This is a genomic window from Elusimicrobiota bacterium, from assembly GCA_026388095.1.
Lineage (GTDB): Bacteria > Elusimicrobiota > Elusimicrobia > UBA1565 > UBA9628 > UBA9628.
This window is the reverse complement of sequence record JAPLKL010000003.1, coordinates 1-16,280: the sequence shown is the minus strand read 5'-3', so window position 1 is coordinate 16,280 and position 16,280 is coordinate 1. Positions and strand designations below refer to the sequence as shown.

15 protein-coding genes are annotated in these 16,280 nt (G+C 66.6%); 11 read left to right on the top strand and 4 right to left on the bottom strand.

The window, feature by feature from the left end; translation table 11 throughout:
• The 3 genes from NTY77_00160 to NTY77_00150 form a co-directional block, all read right to left on the bottom strand.
• A partial coding sequence (locus NTY77_00160; GenBank protein MCX5793892.1) for an AAA family ATPase occupies window positions 1-2,130 on the bottom strand: 2,130 nt, incomplete at its 3' end.
• Window positions 2,131-2,169: 39 nt separating this feature from the next.
• A complete protein-coding gene (locus NTY77_00155) occupies window positions 2,170-4,683 on the bottom strand; it encodes an AAA family ATPase (protein ID MCX5793891.1) in 2,514 nt (837 codons plus the stop codon).
• A gap of 349 nt (window positions 4,684-5,032) precedes the next feature.
• Window positions 5,033-7,120 (bottom strand): prolyl oligopeptidase family serine peptidase, encoded by a 2,088-nt coding sequence (locus tag NTY77_00150; protein ID MCX5793890.1) that lies wholly within the window; start codon window positions 7,118-7,120, stop codon window positions 5,033-5,035.
• A gap of 92 nt (window positions 7,121-7,212) precedes the next feature.
• Between NTY77_00150 and NTY77_00145 the strand changes: the two genes are divergently transcribed.
• From NTY77_00145 to hgcB, 10 genes are all read left to right on the top strand, one after another.
• Entirely contained in the window at window positions 7,213-7,605 is a 393-nt protein-coding gene (locus NTY77_00145; GenBank protein MCX5793889.1) for a metalloregulator ArsR/SmtB family transcription factor, read from the top strand.
• Window positions 7,602-8,609, top strand: a complete 1,008-nt coding sequence (locus NTY77_00140; protein ID MCX5793888.1) for a permease — start codon at window positions 7,602-7,604, stop codon at window positions 8,607-8,609. Before NTY77_00145 ends, NTY77_00140 begins: the two co-directional genes overlap by 4 nt.
• A gap of 21 nt (window positions 8,610-8,630) precedes the next feature.
• The gene (locus NTY77_00135) at window positions 8,631-8,861 is read left to right on the top strand and encodes a thioredoxin family protein (protein MCX5793887.1); all 231 of its coding nucleotides are present in this window, start codon (window positions 8,631-8,633) and stop codon (window positions 8,859-8,861) included.
• 272 nt (window positions 8,862-9,133) lie between these two features.
• On the top strand, window positions 9,134-9,640 hold the full coding sequence (locus NTY77_00130) for a nitrophenyl compound nitroreductase subunit ArsF family protein (protein MCX5793886.1): 507 nt from the start codon (window positions 9,134-9,136) through the stop codon (window positions 9,638-9,640).
• Window positions 9,641-9,642: 2 nt separating this feature from the next.
• Window positions 9,643-10,320, top strand: a complete 678-nt coding sequence (locus NTY77_00125) for an aromatic aminobenezylarsenical efflux permease ArsG family transporter (protein ID MCX5793885.1) — start codon at window positions 9,643-9,645, stop codon at window positions 10,318-10,320.
• On the top strand, window positions 10,317-10,742 hold the full coding sequence (locus NTY77_00120; GenBank protein ID MCX5793884.1) for an arsenate reductase ArsC: 426 nt from the start codon (window positions 10,317-10,319) through the stop codon (window positions 10,740-10,742). The genes NTY77_00125 and NTY77_00120 overlap by 4 nt, the downstream gene beginning before the upstream one ends.
• Window positions 10,739-11,806 carry an ACR3 family arsenite efflux transporter gene (gene arsB / locus NTY77_00115; GenBank protein ID MCX5793883.1) on the top strand — a complete coding sequence of 356 codons (1,068 nt, stop codon included), beginning with the start codon at window positions 10,739-10,741 and terminating at the stop codon, window positions 11,804-11,806. The genes NTY77_00120 and arsB overlap by 4 nt, the downstream gene beginning before the upstream one ends.
• Complete coding sequence (locus NTY77_00110; GenBank protein MCX5793882.1) at window positions 11,787-13,031, top strand: radical SAM protein; 1,245 nt, start codon at window positions 11,787-11,789, stop codon at window positions 13,029-13,031. The genes arsB and NTY77_00110 overlap by 20 nt, the downstream gene beginning before the upstream one ends.
• A gap of 7 nt (window positions 13,032-13,038) precedes the next feature.
• On the top strand, window positions 13,039-13,998 hold the full coding sequence (gene hgcA, locus NTY77_00105) for a mercury methylation corrinoid protein HgcA (GenBank protein MCX5793881.1): 960 nt from the start codon (window positions 13,039-13,041) through the stop codon (window positions 13,996-13,998).
• Entirely contained in the window at window positions 13,995-14,294 is a 300-nt protein-coding gene (hgcB, locus tag NTY77_00100) for a mercury methylation ferredoxin HgcB (GenBank protein MCX5793880.1), read from the top strand. The genes hgcA and hgcB overlap by 4 nt, the downstream gene beginning before the upstream one ends.
• 19 nt (window positions 14,295-14,313) lie before the next feature.
• On the opposite strand, the gene NTY77_00095 is transcribed toward hgcB, so the two are convergent.
• Window positions 14,314-15,225: a hypothetical protein gene (locus NTY77_00095; GenBank protein ID MCX5793879.1), complete on the bottom strand. Its 912-nt coding sequence runs from the start codon at window positions 15,223-15,225 to the stop codon at window positions 14,314-14,316.
• A gap of 104 nt (window positions 15,226-15,329) precedes the next feature.
• Here NTY77_00095 and NTY77_00090 point away from each other — a divergent pair.
• Window positions 15,330-16,280: hypothetical protein (locus NTY77_00090; GenBank protein MCX5793878.1), on the top strand; the 951-nt coding region annotated here is incomplete at its 3' end.

Below are 16,280 nucleotides of genomic sequence, written 5' to 3'. Positions count from 1 at the left end.
GAGCTCGCCGGAGGGGGGCTCGCCTTTATAGGGAGGCTTGACCGGGTTCATGGTCCCGATCACCCAGGACTTCTTCTTGTCGTACTTGATGACCCGGCCGTCGGGCAGGCGGTACTCGCCGTTCTGCAGGATGTTGTTGAGGACCGCGATGCCTTCCAGGGGCTTGTGCATCTCGTCGAGCAGCAGCACGCCGCCCTCGGTCATCCAGCGCAGCACCGTAGACATCGTCAGGCCGGTCTTGTTCTTGCCCTCCTCGCCGAAGGTCTCCCGCGCGATGAGGTCCTTGTTGCGCGTGTACTCGTTCATGGAGACCATCCACAACTCGTTGCCGGTGAGCTTGGCGAGCTTGTCCGCGATCCAGGTCTTGCCGCCCCCGGTCTCGCCGATGTAGAGCACGTGCTGGTTGAGGGTGAAGCCCTTCAGGGTGTCGTAGATGAGGCGCTTGTTGGTCGGCAGGTTCAAGGCTTGCCAGTCCTTCTCATTGATGCCCAGGTCCAGGACCGCTTGCGGCGGGACCGGCCGGCCCAAGGCGCGCTTGACGGCCACCGAGAGCCGCTGCCGCCAGGACTGCGGGACCGGGGCCTTCTTCGTGACGGGGAAGGTGAAGTCGCCGATGTGCAGGAGACCGTCCTTCACGAACATGGGGTTGGCTTCGGACCAGACGCGCGTGCGGTCCGCGCTGGTGACCTCTTGGTCGAGCCGCGGCAGGCTCAGCTCCATGACGCGGCCCGCGGCCGAGAGGAACACCCGGTCCGCGGCGCTCTGGATGAGCAGATCGCCCCGCGCCGCGGCCTCGGCCAGGCCCGGCACCCGGAAAAGGCGGTACCTGTGGCTGTCGAGGTCCCACTGCACCACGCCCTCGGCCGTGACCGCGACGAGCGCGTTGCGTCCCGGCACGCGAGCCGCGGAGACCGCGGCATAGGGCATGTCTCCGAGCTCGTCGACCTCGTTGGAGGCATTGGAGCCCTTCCAAAGCGTGGTCTTGCCGTCCTGCACGCGGTAGTAGAGCCCCGCGCCCGCAGGGATCAGTCCTGCGCTGGCCGAGCCGTCCTTGGTCAGGCGCAGGCCGCCCAGGTACTTCTCCACGCCGAGCTGGCTCCACCTGACGCGTCCGCCCGGGAAATAGAGCGAGAAGCCGGTGCCCTTTTCGTCCTCTTCCTTGTTCACCATGGCCCCGATGGACCCGGCGTCGAAATCGTCCCCGGCTATCTGGACCGCTTCGAGGCGGTTGAGCCGCCAGCGCTCCAGCCTCTTGTCCACCACCGCGTAGACCTCTTCCGAGCCGTCCACCAGGAAGCGCTCCACTTTGCCGGAGGCCGCCTGATAGGTCTTGGTCTGGCCCGAGTCCCGGTCCTGGACCGCCAGGCGGCCCTGGGCATCCACGTAGAAGACCTTGGAATCCACCAGCCTGGCTTGGCGGGCTCCGGCCGGCAAAGACCAGGCCTTCTGAACCAGTCCCTGCGCCTCGAACACGTCCTGGGCCGGCAGCTCAGCGCGGCCTTCGGTCACGGTGATGGGCCGCACCGTGCCCGCGCCCGCGCCCCACTTCTCCAGGCTGTCGAGCTGGAAGCGGATCTGAGGCCGGACCGGGGCCGAGACGAGCTTGGCCCAGGCCGGCAGGAGGTCCACCGGAGCCAGAGGCAGCTGCGGCGCGCTCTGAAGATAATCCGCCAGGACGGGCTCCGGGGGCGCTGGGCGCCCGCCGTCGAAGAGCCTGGACATGCGCCGGAACAGCCCGGGCGCGCTTTCCTTCTTCTCCTTGGCCTCGGCCAATGACTTGGCGGCGTCCTGAGCCGCGGCCGGGACGGGCGCCGCCTCGGCGACGGGAGCCTCCGCCTTGAGCTCGGGTGCGAGGACCTGTGAAACCGGAGCCGGCTGCACTGCAGCCGGGACCAGCCCGGGCGCGGTCTTGACCTGAGGAGCGGCCGCGGCGCCCAAAGCGGAGTCGAGCCCCAGCTTGAGCGGGGTCACGGTGGAAAGACCGCCTGAGCCGGGGTTCTTGAAGCTGCCTACGCCGCCGGCGGGAGCGCCGGTCGGCCCGGGTTCCACGACCGAGACGGAGCGGACCACGGCCTGGCTCGGCGCGCAGAGCGCCGAGACCAGGGCCGCCGCCAGCAGGCTCCGTCTCAAGATCATCCTCCTAGATCCTCATCCTCTCAGAACGGATCCTCATCCTCGTCGACTCGACTGGGCGCCGGCGCGGGCTTGGGCTGCGTCTTGACCCCGGTCCCGGAAAGGTCGTGCGCCTCCAGGACCCTGGTGATGGCCTCTTCGATGGCCGGATCCTCCACGATGGAGGCGGGGTTGTAGGTCTTGGTGAAGATATCCACGATACTGTCGTTGGGGTACTTCTGCGCGTGCTCCACGATGTGCATCAGCGTGCGCGGGGCGATGGGCAGGGGGAGTATCTCCGGATAGACCTTGCGCAGGTCGTTGGAGCTCGCCGGAGGGGGGCTCGCCTTTATAGGGAGGCTTGACCGGGTTCATGGTCCCGATCACCCAGGACTTCTTCTTGTCGTACTTGATGACCCGGCCGTCGGGCAGGCGGTACTCGCCGTTCTGCAGGATGTTGTTGAGCACCGCGATGCCTTCCAAGGGCTTGTGCATCTCGTCGAGCAGCAGCACGCCGCCCTCGGTCATCCAGCGCAGCACCGTAGACATCGTCAGGCCGGTCTTGTTCTTGCCTTCCTCGCCGAAGGTCTCCCGCGCGATGAGGTCCTTGTTGCGCGTGTATTCGTTCATGGAGACCATCCACAGCTCGTTGCCCGTGAGCTGGGCGATCTTCTCCGCGATCCAGGTCTTGCCGCCCCCGGTCTCGCCGATGTAGAGGATATGCTGGCTCATGGAGAAGCCCTTCAAGGTGTCGTAGATGAGGCGCTTGTTGGTCGGCAGGTTCAAGGCCTGCCAGTCTTTCTCATTGATGCCGAGTTCCGCGAACTCGGCCGGGACCCGGCTACCGATGCCCAAGATGCGCTTGATGGCTGCGGCGTCCCGCACGTACCAGGGCTTGGCCTTGGCCGCCCTCTTGCCGATGGGGAAGGTGAAGTCGCCGATGTGCAGGAAACCGTCCTTGACGTACATGGGGTTGTCCTGCGCCCAGAGCCGCACTTCCGCGGCCCGGCTGGCCAGGAACTCCTGCGCGGGAGCGAGCTCGGCCTGGATGAGGCTGTGGCTGCCGGCCAACAAGACGCGGCCCTCGCGGTCCACGTCCAGGCGCGCCACCGGCCCGGCCGTGTCCAATCCCGGCACGGAGAAGAGCCGGTAGCGCCGGGTCTTGGTGTCCCATTCCAGGATGCCTTCCGCGACCGCGGCGAAGTAGGTGCCGCGGCTGGGGCCTGCCACGATGGCCTTCACGTCGAAAGGCAAGGAGCCCAGGTCCTCGAGCTTGGTCTCGTTGCCGAAATAGGGCTTGAGCCAGACGCGCGTCGCCCCGGCCAGCTTTTCCGTATAGAGGGAGCGGCCGGCAGGCACGATGCCGGAGCGCAAGGAGCCGTTCTTGGTGATCTGCTCCACGCCTTCGCTCTGCGCCACGAGCTTGGACTTGGCCCAGTAGAGGCGCTGGTCGCCCGTGAGGATCTGCACCCCGTCGCCCTGGCTGTCCGCGTCCTCGGCGTTGAGGGGCTCCAAGGCCTGGATCTTGGAGGCGTCCACGCCTTCGGCCTTCACGGACTTGGCGGAGATATCCTTGTCCTTGAGCTCCCAGCGCTGCAGGCGGCCGTCCACCACCGCGTAGACGAACTTGCCGTCCTCGCTCACGGTCACGGGCCCGAGCTTGCCCGGCGCCACCGCGATGCGCACGGTCTCGGCCGCGGCCCGGCGATAGAGGAACACGTTGCCGGTCTGGTCGACCCAGAAGACCCCGCCCTTGACCAAGGCCGCGTACTTGACGCCGCCGGTCACGATCCAGCGCTGCAGGCCGACCTTGTCCGCGCCCGCCACGGGCTCGGGCAGGTCGACTTTGACCGCCTCGGTCTGGACCTGCGCGTCCTCCACGAGGTCGCGCTCCGCGCCCACGTCAGAGAGCTCCCCGCTGTTCTGCTTGACCTGGAGCTCCGGCTCCGCGGGAGCGCCGGCCGCCTTCCAGATGGCCAGAGCGGCGGAGAAGACCGCTTTCGGGGCCCGGCTCAGATCGGAGCCGTTGGCGGAGTCCTTGCCCGAGACGGCGGAGTCGCCGTCGGACTCGGCGGACTTGGCCGCGGAGCCGTCGAAAAGCCGCCCGAACAAGCGGCGCAGGCCGGAGGGAGCGGACTTGGTCTCCGGAGCCTGCATCGTCTGAGCTGCCGTCTGCACGGAGCCCAGCGCCGTGGGCGCAGCCTCGGTCTGGCCGAGGGGCGTCGGCGCCGTCATCTCGGGCGCGGCCTGGAGCACGACCGGAGAACCGAGCCCGGGAGCGGCCTGGATCGGCGCGATGGGTGAGACGGCCTGATCGTGGACCGCGGGAGCCGGAGCGGCGGGGAAGGCGAGGTTCGGGGTCAGGCTCAACTGCAGCCCGCCGGAGAGGGTGTTGAGGCCCGAGCCGGAGACCGTGGGGCGGCTCAGAGAGTTGCCGGTCAGCCCGGGGACCCCCGGGGCGACGACGGCCTGGCCGGTCTTGACCGCGCCCGCGAACACGGCTGCGGGGAGAAGAAGGACGGCCAGAGGGAGGATGGTGATGGCAAGCTGGGTGTTCTTTTTATTCTGCATAGGGGAGAGAATATCATTAGAAGTCATATTCCCCTAGAAACGTAAGTCCTAGGACAGCCGCGTATTATGGCCCACGAGGATGTAGGCCATGAGGCCTGACAGCGGCTTTAGCCGTGCGCCAGCCGGGTGCTGACAGAGTCCGTTTTGCGAGCGGGCGAGCGCTAGCTCGCCCGCAACCGACCCGCGAAGCGGGGCGGCAGAACCAGTCGGACAGACCGGCCGGTGGATGGCGCCTTCGGCGCGACTGGCGAGCCTTCGGCTCGCCAGTTCGGGGACGGACTGTTGCCCGCTACCGAAAGGACTGTGTCCGGACACGGTCCTTTCCGCTTGCGGGTCTATCAGCAGCCTGCTAGTCGGCCAACTGGCGCAGGAGGTAGGCGTACTGCAAAGACTTCATCTTGACCCGCTCTTCCAGGTCCGCGGCCGCGCCATGCCCGCCCTCGATGTTCTCCCAGTACAGCGCCGGGTGTCCGGCCGCCTCCAGGCGCGCGGCCATCTTGCGCGCGTGCACGGGACCTACCCGGTCGTCCTTGGTCGAGGTCAGGAAGAAGACCTCGGGGTACTTGGCCTCTCGTCTGATGTTCTGGTACGGCGAATAGCGCCGGATGACATCCGCCATCTTGGGGTCGGAAGGGTCTCCGTATTCGCCGACCCAGCTGGGGCCGGCCGCGATCTTGGTGTAGCGCAGCATGTCCAAGAGGGGGACTTGGCAGACCACCGCATGGAACAGCTCGGGCCTCTGGATGAAGGTCGCGCCGACCAGGAGCCCGCCGTTGCTGCCGCCCATGATGCCCAGGCGCCGCGGCGAGGTCACCTGGCGGCGGATGAGGTCCTCGGCCACCGCGATGAAGTCGTCGAAGGCGCGCTGGCGGTTCTCCTTCAAAGCGGCCTCGTGCCACTTGGGGCCGAACTCGCCGCCGCCGCGGATGTTGGCCAAAGCGTAGACGCCTCCGGCCTCCAGCCAGACCTTGCCCGTGTCGTTGAGGTAGGCCGGGGTCATGGGGATCTCGAAGCCGCCGTAGCCGTAGAGAATGGTCGGATGCGAGCCGTCGAGCTTCAGGCCTTCCCGGTGGACCAGGAAATAAGGGATCTTCGTGCTGTCGGCGCTGACGGCTTCGAACTGCTCCGCCTTCAGGCCTTTGGCGTCGAAGCGCGCGGGCAGGCTCTTGACCGGCTGGGGGTCGACGGCGCTTCGCGAGGAGTCGAAGGAGTAGAGGGTGGTCGGCTCCAGGAATCCTTCATAGCCGAAGTAGACGCGGGTATCGAAGTCGTCGAGAGCCCGCACCGAGGCCATGCCGAAGCTGGGCAGATGCACGGGCCGGCCGCCCCAGGCGCCGTTCGGCGAACGGGTGACTTGGAGCACGCGGCCCTGGACGTTCATGAGCACGTCGAGGAACAGGAAGTCCTTGCTGGATGAGACTCCGACGACAGAAGAGCGGTCGTCCGGCACCCAGACATAGCCGGCCGAAAGCTCGGGCCGGGCGTCCCAGAGGCTGGCCAGGGGCAGATAGACCAAGGCTCCGGCCTGCAAGGTGACATCGCCGCGCTTCCAGTCCGAGCGCAGGATGGCCAAAAGCTGGCCTTGGAACACGCCCTGGAAGTCCACGTCGTCCGGAAAAGGGATGGGCTTGAGGCTCAAGTCCGGCTGGAGGACCCAATGCTTGGCCGTCCAGAAGGTCATCTGCTTGGTGACGAAGGTGACCGCGCCTTCGGGCCGGAACTGGGTCGCGACATGGGCCGAGACGTCCTTGGCCTCGCCCTCGAACACGGTTTTGGCTTGGGACAGGGCCTGGCCGCGGGTCCAGAGCTTGACGATGCGCGGATAGCCCGACTCGGTCATGGAGCCGGGGCCGTAGTCCGTGCCCACGAAGACGCGGCCGCTGTCGAGCCAGGACACGCTGGTCTTGGCCTCGGGGAGGGTGAAGCCTCCGGCCACCCAGGTCGCCCGCGCCACGTCGAACTCGCGGACCACGGAGGCGTCCTTGCCGCCGTGGGAGAGATAGACCAGGCAGTCCTCGTGGGCGGGGGGCAGGCAGGCGGCGCCGTGCCAGACCCAGTCCTGGCCTTCCTCTTTGTTCAAGCGGTCGATGTCGAGGAGGACATCCCATTTGGGCTCGGACTTGGCGTACTCCTCGGGCCGGCAGCGGCGCCACATGCCGCGCACGTGCTCCGCGTCCTGCCAGAAGTTGTAGATCCAGCCGTTGGCCAGGCTGGGCATGGGGATGCGGTCCTTGGCCATGACGATGCGGCGCACGTCATCCTCTATCTTGGCGTAACGGGAACCCTTGGTCAGCAGGCCGACGGACTTCTCGTTGTGGGCCTTGACCCAGTCCATGGCCTTGGGGGACTGGACTTCCTCCAGCCAGAGGAAGGGGTCGTCTTCAGCCGCGCGGGCTGGGGTCATAGGGAAAGCGAGCAGGAAGATCAGGCTCAGCATGCGTCCTCCTTGGGCTTAGGCCCGTATTCTACAAAAGTAATCCTCGCCGAAGATGGATATGCTATAATTCGTTATATGGCGAATAATAGGATATGAGCGACCAAGCCCTGAATGAATTCATGGCCGTTTCCAAGGCCCTGGCCGACGCCACACGCGTGCGCATCCTGGCGCTGCTGGCGGACCGGCCGCTGTGCGTCTGCCAGATCACGGAGATCGTCGCCCTCTCTCCTTCCACCATCTCGAAGCACCTGTCCATATTGCGGCAGGCCCGCCTGATCGAGACGGAAAAAGAAGGCCGCTGGATCCATTGCCGGCTGACGGAGGCGGAGCGCGGCCACCCGGCGGCGGTGGCGCGCAGTTGGGTCGCTTCGGCCGTCGCCGGCTCCTCCCGTCTGAAGGAAGACCGCCAGAGGCTGCGCGCCATCCTCAGGATCGAGCCTGAGGAGATCTGCCGCCGACAACTCAAGAGGCGACGGACGCCATGAACGCGCCCGTCAGGGGCCTGGCCGCCCTCCTGCTCTGGCTGGCGGTCTACCTGAACCTGGCGCCGCTCTCGCGCCGCCTCACTTACGGTCTGCTGTCGCTGCCGCAGGGAACGAAGCTTGCCTCCGCCGTTGAGTTCTTCCTGTATGAGGCCCCGAAAGTGCTCATGCTCCTGCTCTTGGTGGTCTTCGCCATGGGCATCATCCGGACCTTCTTCACGCCCCAGCGCACCCGCCGGATGCTGGCCGGCAAGCGCGAGTCCGCGGGCAACGTGCTGGCCGCGCTGCTGGGGGTCGTCACCCCGTTCTGCTCCTGCTCGGCCGTACCGCTCTTCATCGGCTTCGTGACGGCCGGAGTCCCGCTGGGGGTGACCTTCTCATTTTTGGTCTCCGCACCCATGGTCAACGAGGTCGCCCTGGTGCTCCTCTTCGGCCTCTTCGGTTGGAAGGTCGCCCTGCTCTACGCCGGGACCGGGGTCGCAATCGCCATCGCCGCGGGCTGGGTCATCGGACGCCTCGGGATGGAGCGTCATGTCGAAGACTGGGTCTACAAGACACGCGCGGCCGAAGACGCGCTGGAAGCATCCCAGCCGTGGGCGGACCGCATCGAGGCCGGTCGGGAAGCGGTCCGCGCCATCGTCGGCAAGGTGTGGCCCTACGTCCTGGCCGGCATCGCGGTGGGAGCCGGCATCCACGGCTACGTCCCCGAGGATTTCATGGCCTCCCTCATGGGGAAGAGCGCGTGGTGGTCCGTCCCGGCCGCGGTCGCGATAGGCATACCGATGTACTCCAACGCGGCAGGCATCGTGCCCGTCATCTCGGCGCTGATCGAGAAGGGGGCCGCTCTGGGGACCGCGCTCGCCTTCATGATGGCCGTCATCGGACTGTCCCTGCCCGAGACCATCATCCTGCGCAAGGTCCTCAAGCCCCGGCTCATCGCCGTGTTCATCGGCGTGGTCGGCACGGGGATCCTGGTCGTGGGGTATCTGTTCAATTTCCTGTTCTGACGCAGGAGGGGGAGAGGTCGGATGAAGATAGAAGTCTTCGGCACAGGCTGCCCCAAGTGCCACACCGCGGAGAAGGTCATCCGCGAGGTGCTGGCGGAACTGGGGAAAGATGCGGAGATCGTGAAGATCACGGACATCCAGGAGATCGTGGGACGCGGGGTGATGTGGACGCCCGCGGTGATGATCGACGGCAAGAAAGTCTGCGAAGGCAAGGCGCCGACGGCCGAGATGGTCAAGGAGTGGCTGAAATGATCAAGGAATGGAGCGGCATACCGCGCGAGAAGATCCCCTGGAACCCGACCGTGGACGAGGCCAAGTGCCTTCGAATTCTGCGGCCATAAGGTCTACGATTTCGACGAGGGCGCCCGGAAGACGAAGGTGGCCCGGCCCCTAGAATGCGTCGTCGGCTGCAGCAACTGCAAGGGGCTCTGCGAGGCCGAGGCGATCAGCTTCCCGCCGCTTTCTATGCTCACGGACCTGCGCCAGGTCTGGGCGCGGGCCAACCCGTGCAGGTGTCGGAAGCCATGAAGCGCCTTCTGGGCTGGGGCCTGCTGGCTTTCGCGGGGCTCAGCGTCGTCTTCGCGGTCTACCAGGAGCGCCGTCCCGTCCCCCAGGTTCCGGCGGCGCCTGCGCCGCCGGCCGCGCAGGCGAAGGCCGAGCCCCGGCCCGCGCCCTTGCGGGCACCGAAGAAGGCCGAGCGGCGGGTCGTCATCGCCCGCTACTGCCACGGCCACGCGCGGTGCTCGAACTGCGTCAAGATCGAGCAGTACTCCCGGGAGGCCATCGAAACCGGCCTGCGCAAGGCACTAGACTCCGGCCGACTGCGGTTCGAGGTCGTCGATGTGGAGGAGTCCGCCCACCGACACTATATCCAGGACTACGGGCTCTACACCAAATCGCTCGTGCTGGTCTCGGAGGCGGGGGGCAAGGAGACCCGGCACAAGGTCCTCAACGGCGTGTGGGACCACCTCGGCGACAAGACCGCCTTCATGGCCTACGTGCGCGAGGAGACGGAGAGCTTCCTGGAGTAGCTATGGTTGAAGCGGCGACCGCCTTCTGGCTCGGGATATTGACTTCCATAAGCCCCTGTCCCCTGGCGTCCAACATCGCCGCCCTTTCCTTCTGCCTGCGCGGGACCCCCTCCGGCCGCGGCGCCGCAGGTCGCGGCGCCGCATATTCCGTGGGCCGCGCGGCGGCCTATGCCGGGTTGGCCATGCTCATAGCTCTGGCCGGCTTGTCCATCCCGCTGGTCTCGGACCTCCTGCAGCGCTATATCAACAAGGCTCTCGGCCCGGTCCTGATCTTGACCGGAGTCGTCCTGTTGGGCCTGCTGCCCCTGAGCTTCGGGGCTTGGCGGCCGAGCGAAGCCTGGACATCCAGGCTTGTCAGCGGCGGGGCTCTCGGCTCGGCAGGGATGGGGTTCCTCCTGGCTTTGGCCTTCTGCCCCGTTTCGGCCGCCATCTTCTTCGGAGCGCTCATCCCTCTGGCCCTGAGGAGCGGATCATCCGCCTGGCTGCCCTTCGTCTACGGCATCGCCACTGGCTTGCCTGTCCTCTGCTTCGCCGCGGCCGCAGCCGGCGGAGCTGCAGCCGTGGCCAGGAACTACGAGAAGGCCGCCGTTCTTGAGCGCTGGGCCCGCCCCGCGACCGGCGTCGTCCTTGTCTCCTTGGGCATATACTTCACGCTGAGATATATATTCCAAGTCCTATGAGAATCCTATTCCTCTGCACGGGAAACTCCTGCCGCAGCCAGATGGCTGAGGGTTGGACCAGACACCTCCATGGAGACAAGTTCGAGGCCTATTCGGCCGGCGTCAAGCCGGTCGAGCTCCATCCCCTGGCAGTGCAGGTCATGAAGGAGGCCGGGGTCGACATCTCGGCCCAAAAAACGAAGCCTGTGAGCGTGCTTAAGGACGTGGATTTTGACTACGTCATCACGGTCTGCGACAACGCCAGGGAAAGCTGCCCGCTTTTCCCCGGCAAAACCGAGGTTCTGCACATGGATTTCGAAGACCCGGCCGCCGCGCAGGGGAACGAGGAGGGAGTGCTGGCGGTCTTCAGGCGGGTGCGCGACCAGATCAGGGAGTTCGTCTTAAGTCTGCCGGAACATCTTTCGGACCGGAGGAGATCATGAGCGACGGCGTCGCCAAAAAATTGTCTTGGCTCGACAGGTTCCTCACCTTGTGGATATTCACCGCCATGGCCGCGGGCGTCGGGATCGGGTACTTCATCCCGGCCTCCACGGCGTTCATCAACCGGTTCCAGGTCGGGACCACCAACATCCCCATCGCCGTCGGCCTGATCCTGATGATGTACCCGCCGCTGGCCAAGGTGAAATACGAGGAGATGGGCGACGTGTTCCGCAACAAGAAGGTCCTGGGCCTGTCCCTGCTGCAGAACTGGGTGATCGGCCCCATCCTGATGTTCCTGCTGGCCATCACATTCCTGCGCGGCTACCCGGAATACATGGTCGGCCTCATCATGATCGGCCTGGCGCGCTGCATCGCCATGGTCATCGTATGGAACGACCTCGCCAAAGGCGACACCGAGTATTGCGCCGGCCTGGTCGCCTTCAACAGCGTGTTCCAGGTGCTCTTCTTCAGCGCCTATGCCTGGGTGTTCATCACGGTCCTGCCCCCGCTGTTCGGGCTCAGCGGAAGCGTGGTCCAGGTCAGCATGGGCCAGATCGCGCACAGCGTGTTCATCTACCTGGGCATCCCGTTCCTGGCCGGGCTGATCACGCGCTTCGCCCTGCTCAAGATCAAGGACAAGGCGTGGTACGAGGCCGTCTTCATCCCCAAGATCAGCCCGCTGGCGCTGATATCCCTGCTGTTCACCATCGTGGTGATGTTCAGCCTGAAGGGAGACCTGATCGTGCGCATCCCCATGGACGTGGTGCGCATCGCCATCCCGCTGTTCATCTACTTCACGGTCATGTTCCTGGTGAGCTTCTGGCTGGGGCACAAGGCCGGGGCGGACTACGGCAAGACGACCACCCTGTCGTTCACGGCCGCCAGCAACAACTTCGAGCTGGCCATCGCCGTGGCGGTCGCCGTGTTCGGCATCAACTCCGGAGCCGCCTTCGCCGCGGTCATAGGGCCCTTGGTGGAAGTCCCGGTGATGATCGGCCTGGTGAACGTGGCGTTCTATTTCCAGCGAAGCATCGACTGGAGGAAGTGTGGGGAAATCACAGGCTGAAGCGCGCGGCCAGGACGCCGTCGTATTTCCTCCAGACGTCGCCAGGAAGCTGGGGCTCGAGCCCGGAGCCCGGCTGGACCTGATCGTCGAGCGCGGCCATATCAAGGTCCGCCCGAACATCCACAGCCTCGCCAAAGTCTACATCGAGCCCAGCTCGAGATGCAACCTTTCCTGCCGCACCTGCATCCGCCAGACCTGGAGCGAGCCCCAGGGGGACATGGCCCCGGCGGTCTTCCGGAAGATCGTCGCGGACCTGCGCCGGTTCCCGCACCTCGGCTCGGTCATGCTGGGGGGCTTCGGCGAGCCCACGCTGCATCCCGATATCCTGTCCATGATCGTGAGCCTCAAGACCCTCAAGGCCGAGGTGGAGATGGTGTCCAACGGGACCTTGCTCGACGACCGGATGCTGGAGGGCCTCCTGAAAGGCGGACTGGACCGCCTGTGGATATCTTTCGATGGCACGGAGGGTCCCAACCACGAGCACATTCGCCAGGGGGCGCATTTCGACGATGTGGTCGCCAGCCTCAAGCGCCTGCGGGACATGCATCGGGAGTCCGACCGCAAGACAGCACTGGGCATCGCGTTCGTAGTCACGCGCAGGAACCTCCTGGACCTCAAGGACATAGGGGAGCTGGCCAGGCGGGTCGGCGCGGACCTCATATCGGTCAGCAACGTCATCCCATACAACCCCGACATGGAACTGCAGATGGTCTGCAACCAAGCCATCACCTTGGGCACTTTCGCCTCCACGCCGGGGAAAATGAGATACGACCTGCCCCGGATCGACGCGAACGAGTCGACCAAGGAAGCCCTCTGGCAGCTGCTGGCAGGGCATGACGACGTCTCGCTCATGGGCGACAGGATCGGGACCCGCGTCGACGAATGCCGCTTCATCCGGGAGAGATGCGCGTGCATCCGATGGGACGGGAAGGTGGCGCCCTGCATGGGATTGATGCATTCCCATGAAACCTACTTCCAGCGCCGCAAGAAGACGGTCAGAAGCTACAGCCCCGGAGACATCACCCTGAGCAGCCTGCGGGATATCTGGGACGCGGAAGACTACGCCTCCTTCCGGCAGAAGGTGGCGGATTTCGATTTCTCCCCGTGCCACGTCTGCGGGGGCTGCGACCTCGTCGACGAGAACCAGCGGGACTGCGCCGGCAACGACTTCCCGGCGACGTGCGGCGGCTGCCTCTGGGCTCAGGGCATCATCCAGTGTCCCTAGAGGCTCCATGCTGAAGACCGATTCATCCATCTCATTTTGGGACAGGACCCGCGGGATCCTGGCGCGCTGGGGCTTCGGCCGCGCCCGCTACCGGGTCCTGCCCGACCTCTACGCGCTGGGCCGTCCCGGTCCCGATTCGCCGGTGTTCGTGAGCGCCAACTACAAGCTCTCCTTCGACGTCCTGCGCGGCGCTCTCGACGGCATGGATGCCTGGATCCTGGTCCTCAACACCCGGGGCATCAACGTCTGGTGCGCGGCGGGCAAGGGCACGTTCGGGACCAAGGAGCTGGCCTGGCGCATCGCGGTCTGCGACTTGGGCTCGGTGGTGCGCCACCGCACCTTGATCGTGCCCCAGCTCGGCGCGCCCGGAGTATCCGCCCATGAGGTCGCCAAACAGACGGGCTTCCGAGTGGTCTACGGCCCGGTCCGGGCGCAAGACATAAAGACCTTCCTGAAGGATGGGATGAAAGCGGACCAAGCGATGCGGACGGTCTCCTTCCCCGCGACCGAGCGCCTCATGCTCACCCCTATCGAATCCCTGCAGGCGCTGAAGTACTTCCTGGCCTACGCCGCGCTGGCGGCGATCTGGTTCCTGGGTTTCCGGCACGGGAATCTGGGCGGCCTGCTGGCCCATGTCCTGCCCATCCTGGGCGCGGTACTGACCGGCACGGTGCTCGTGCCCGCGCTCCTGCCCTGGCTGCCGCCGCGCTCTTTCGCCTTGAAAGGCTGGACGCTGGGGCTCCTCTGGGCCGGCGCCGCGGCGTGGTTCTGGCCGGCCAACCCTTTGGTCTTGCTGGGCGAGATATTGGCGCTGCCGGCCCTGTCCGCTTTCCTGGCGCTCAATTTCACAGGCTCGACGACATTCACCTCCCCCAGCGGGGTCAACCGCGAGATCTCCCTCTTCGCGCGGCCCATGGCGGTCTCTTTCCTCGCCGGCTTGGTCCTGCTCATCGCAGGGAGGCTATGATGCGCTACCTCAAGGGCATCTCCACGCTGAAGATAGACCCCGAGGGCTGCACGGGCTGCGGCTTCTGCCTCGATGTCTGTCCCCATGAGGTCATCGCGCTCAAGGGGAAGAAGGCCGAAGTCCGAGACCTCGACGCCTGCATGGAATGCGGGGCCTGCGCCGGAAACTGCCCGGCGGGCGCCATCGCCGTGCAGGCCGGGGTGGGCTGCGCCAACGCCATCATCAACGGCATGATCACGGGCGGACCGCCGGACTGCGGCTGCGGGGAAGGCGGCAAGTCGTCCTGCTGCTCCTGAGCCCGGCGCGGGCCCGGGGTCAGTCGAGCTTGTAGATCTCCACGGCCTGGCCGGGAATCTGCCGGAAGGCGTAGCCCGCAAACGACGGGTAGACGACTCCGCTGGCGGTCATGCCGGACAGGGGCAAGGTGTAGATCTCGGTGACGTTCTGCGCGCCCGCCGGGATCAGGTTGAGTCTCGCGGTCTTGCCGAAATAGGCGTCCTGCCCCTGGGTCTGGTAAAGGTCCCGGCCCAGGAACGCCATGTAGCGCTTGCCCATGTCCACCGTGCCCGCCTGGCTGGACAGGGCGTCGATGAGCTGGTTGACCGTGGCTGTGAAGACCACCTGCCGGCTGCAGGTGACCTCCAAGGTGCCGGCGCGGACCGCCTCCACGCTCATCCCGGAGAGGCGGAGCTTGACCGTATAGACGACGCCGTCCTGGTCGAAGGCGATGTCCTTCTTGCCGGACTTGAAGACCGAGTAGTTGGCGATCGCATAGGCGTTGGCCGACCGCAGCTCGCCTTGGTCAGGGGTGAAAAGGATGAAGTACTTGTCCTGCTCGCCGCATTTGTTCGAGCCGTCGGCGCAGTTCTCCACCCGGTTCATCGCGACATGGAACGCCTTGCCGCGGCGGGTCCGGAACACCAGGCCCGTGGCCAGGTATTTGTCCATGTCCTTGGCCAGGTCGAGGCGTGCCACCACCTCTCCCGCGGACTTCATCTGGAAGCCCGGCACCGGTAAGCCCTGCGGCAGGATCTCGTAGCGGGGGAAGATGTCGGGCAGGGCGAAAGAAGGGGCCCCTTTCATGGCGAGGCCGAAGCCCTTGGACAGCGCATCGGAGCTCAGCCCGGGAGGGGCTGCAAAGGCGGAGGCTTTCCAAGCCTCGAGCTCGCCCGCCCGGCAGGGCAGCGCCGCCAGCATGAGCGCAAGCAGGAACGCCCGATTCTTCATGAACGATGGTATTTTAGCGAGCCGCCCGGGCCCAGAAAAGGGCCTTTCGGCCCAGTCCGGCCGCCGCTAAGGGCCCACCCTGGATTTGATAGAATCTCGCAATCATGAGCGATAGGCCGGCCGTGGACCCGCGCCGCGACGTGAAATCCCTCTGCGCCGAGCTGCTTGCGGCGGGCGGCGCTCCCGAGGTGCGCATGCTGGCCGTCCTGGCCCGGGTCTTCCCGGTCCAAGCCTCCCAGCGCGGCATCCTGGATCCCAAGCTCGGCGTCTACAGCGAGGGATTCTTCCTGCGCCTCATCGAGTCCGAGCTCTCCGGCACGGCCGAGGCCGGCCTCATCGTGTTCCGCTCCGAGCGCGTCGAGGAGCTGCGCCGGAAGAAAGGCGAGGAGATGGCCGAACAGGTCCTGGGCCTGCTGGCCGAGTTCCTCCGGCCGCGGCAGGCCGCCACGGAGTGGCTGGGCCGCGTCGGTCCGGACAGCCTGGGCCTGCTCCTGCCCCAGGCCGGGCTGCTGACCGCCCAGGAGCGGGCGCGGGGCCTTTACGAGGCCCTGCGGCACAGCACGCGCCTGCCGACCAGCGCGGGCGTCTCCCACACCATGGGCCTCTGCGGCGGCGCCTGCGAGCTGGTGCGCCTGGCCCGGGAAGCGGCGCGGGTCACGCGGGACTCGGGCGGCCCCCACCCGCACGCCTTGACCTCCCGCGGGCCGGTCGCGCCTCCGGTCGCCACCGCTGCCCCGGCCGCGGCCGCGCCCGCCGGCCCGAGCCTGGCCGCGCGCTACCAGCGGCTGGTCCTGCTCAACCGGATGTCCCTGGAGCTTTTCGCCGACAAGCCCTTCAGCGAAGCCCTCTTGCAGGCCTGCAGCACGATCCTGGCCCTGACCCAGGCCAAGTACGCGGCCGTCCATTTCTGCGATGAGTTCGGCCAGCCCTTCTGCGCCGTGCGCCACGGCGAGGGCCCGGCCGCCCGGACGCAAGGGCATGCGGAAGAGGCCCGGCTGGTGGCGCGCGTCCTGGCCGAGCGCCGCATCCTCAGCGCGGGAGGCAGCCGGGGCTGG

Bases quoted from the DNA above. Each gene is read 5' to 3' on its own strand.
- NTY77_00155 (MCX5793891.1), bottom strand. From the start codon at position 4,683: ATGCAGAATAAAAAGAACACCCAGCTTGCCATCACCATCCTCCCTCTG.
- NTY77_00150 (MCX5793890.1), bottom strand. From the start codon at position 7,120: ATGCTGAGCCTGATCTTCCTGCTCGCTTTCCCTATGACCCCAGCCCGC.
- NTY77_00145 (MCX5793889.1), top strand. From the start codon at position 7,213: ATGAGCGACCAAGCCCTGAATGAATTCATGGCCGTTTCCAAGGCCCTG.
- NTY77_00140 (MCX5793888.1), top strand. From the start codon at position 7,602: ATGAACGCGCCCGTCAGGGGCCTGGCCGCCCTCCTGCTCTGGCTGGCG.
- NTY77_00135 (MCX5793887.1), top strand. From the start codon at position 8,631: ATGAAGATAGAAGTCTTCGGCACAGGCTGCCCCAAGTGCCACACCGCG.
- NTY77_00130 (MCX5793886.1), top strand. From the start codon at position 9,134: ATGAAGCGCCTTCTGGGCTGGGGCCTGCTGGCTTTCGCGGGGCTCAGC.
- NTY77_00125 (MCX5793885.1), top strand. From the start codon at position 9,643: ATGGTTGAAGCGGCGACCGCCTTCTGGCTCGGGATATTGACTTCCATA.
- NTY77_00120 (MCX5793884.1), top strand. From the start codon at position 10,317: ATGAGAATCCTATTCCTCTGCACGGGAAACTCCTGCCGCAGCCAGATG.
- arsB (MCX5793883.1), top strand. From the start codon at position 10,739: ATGAGCGACGGCGTCGCCAAAAAATTGTCTTGGCTCGACAGGTTCCTC.
- hgcA (MCX5793881.1), top strand. From the start codon at position 13,039: ATGCTGAAGACCGATTCATCCATCTCATTTTGGGACAGGACCCGCGGG.
- hgcB (MCX5793880.1), top strand. From the start codon at position 13,995: ATGATGCGCTACCTCAAGGGCATCTCCACGCTGAAGATAGACCCCGAG.
- NTY77_00095 (MCX5793879.1), bottom strand. From the start codon at position 15,225: ATGAAGAATCGGGCGTTCCTGCTTGCGCTCATGCTGGCGGCGCTGCCC.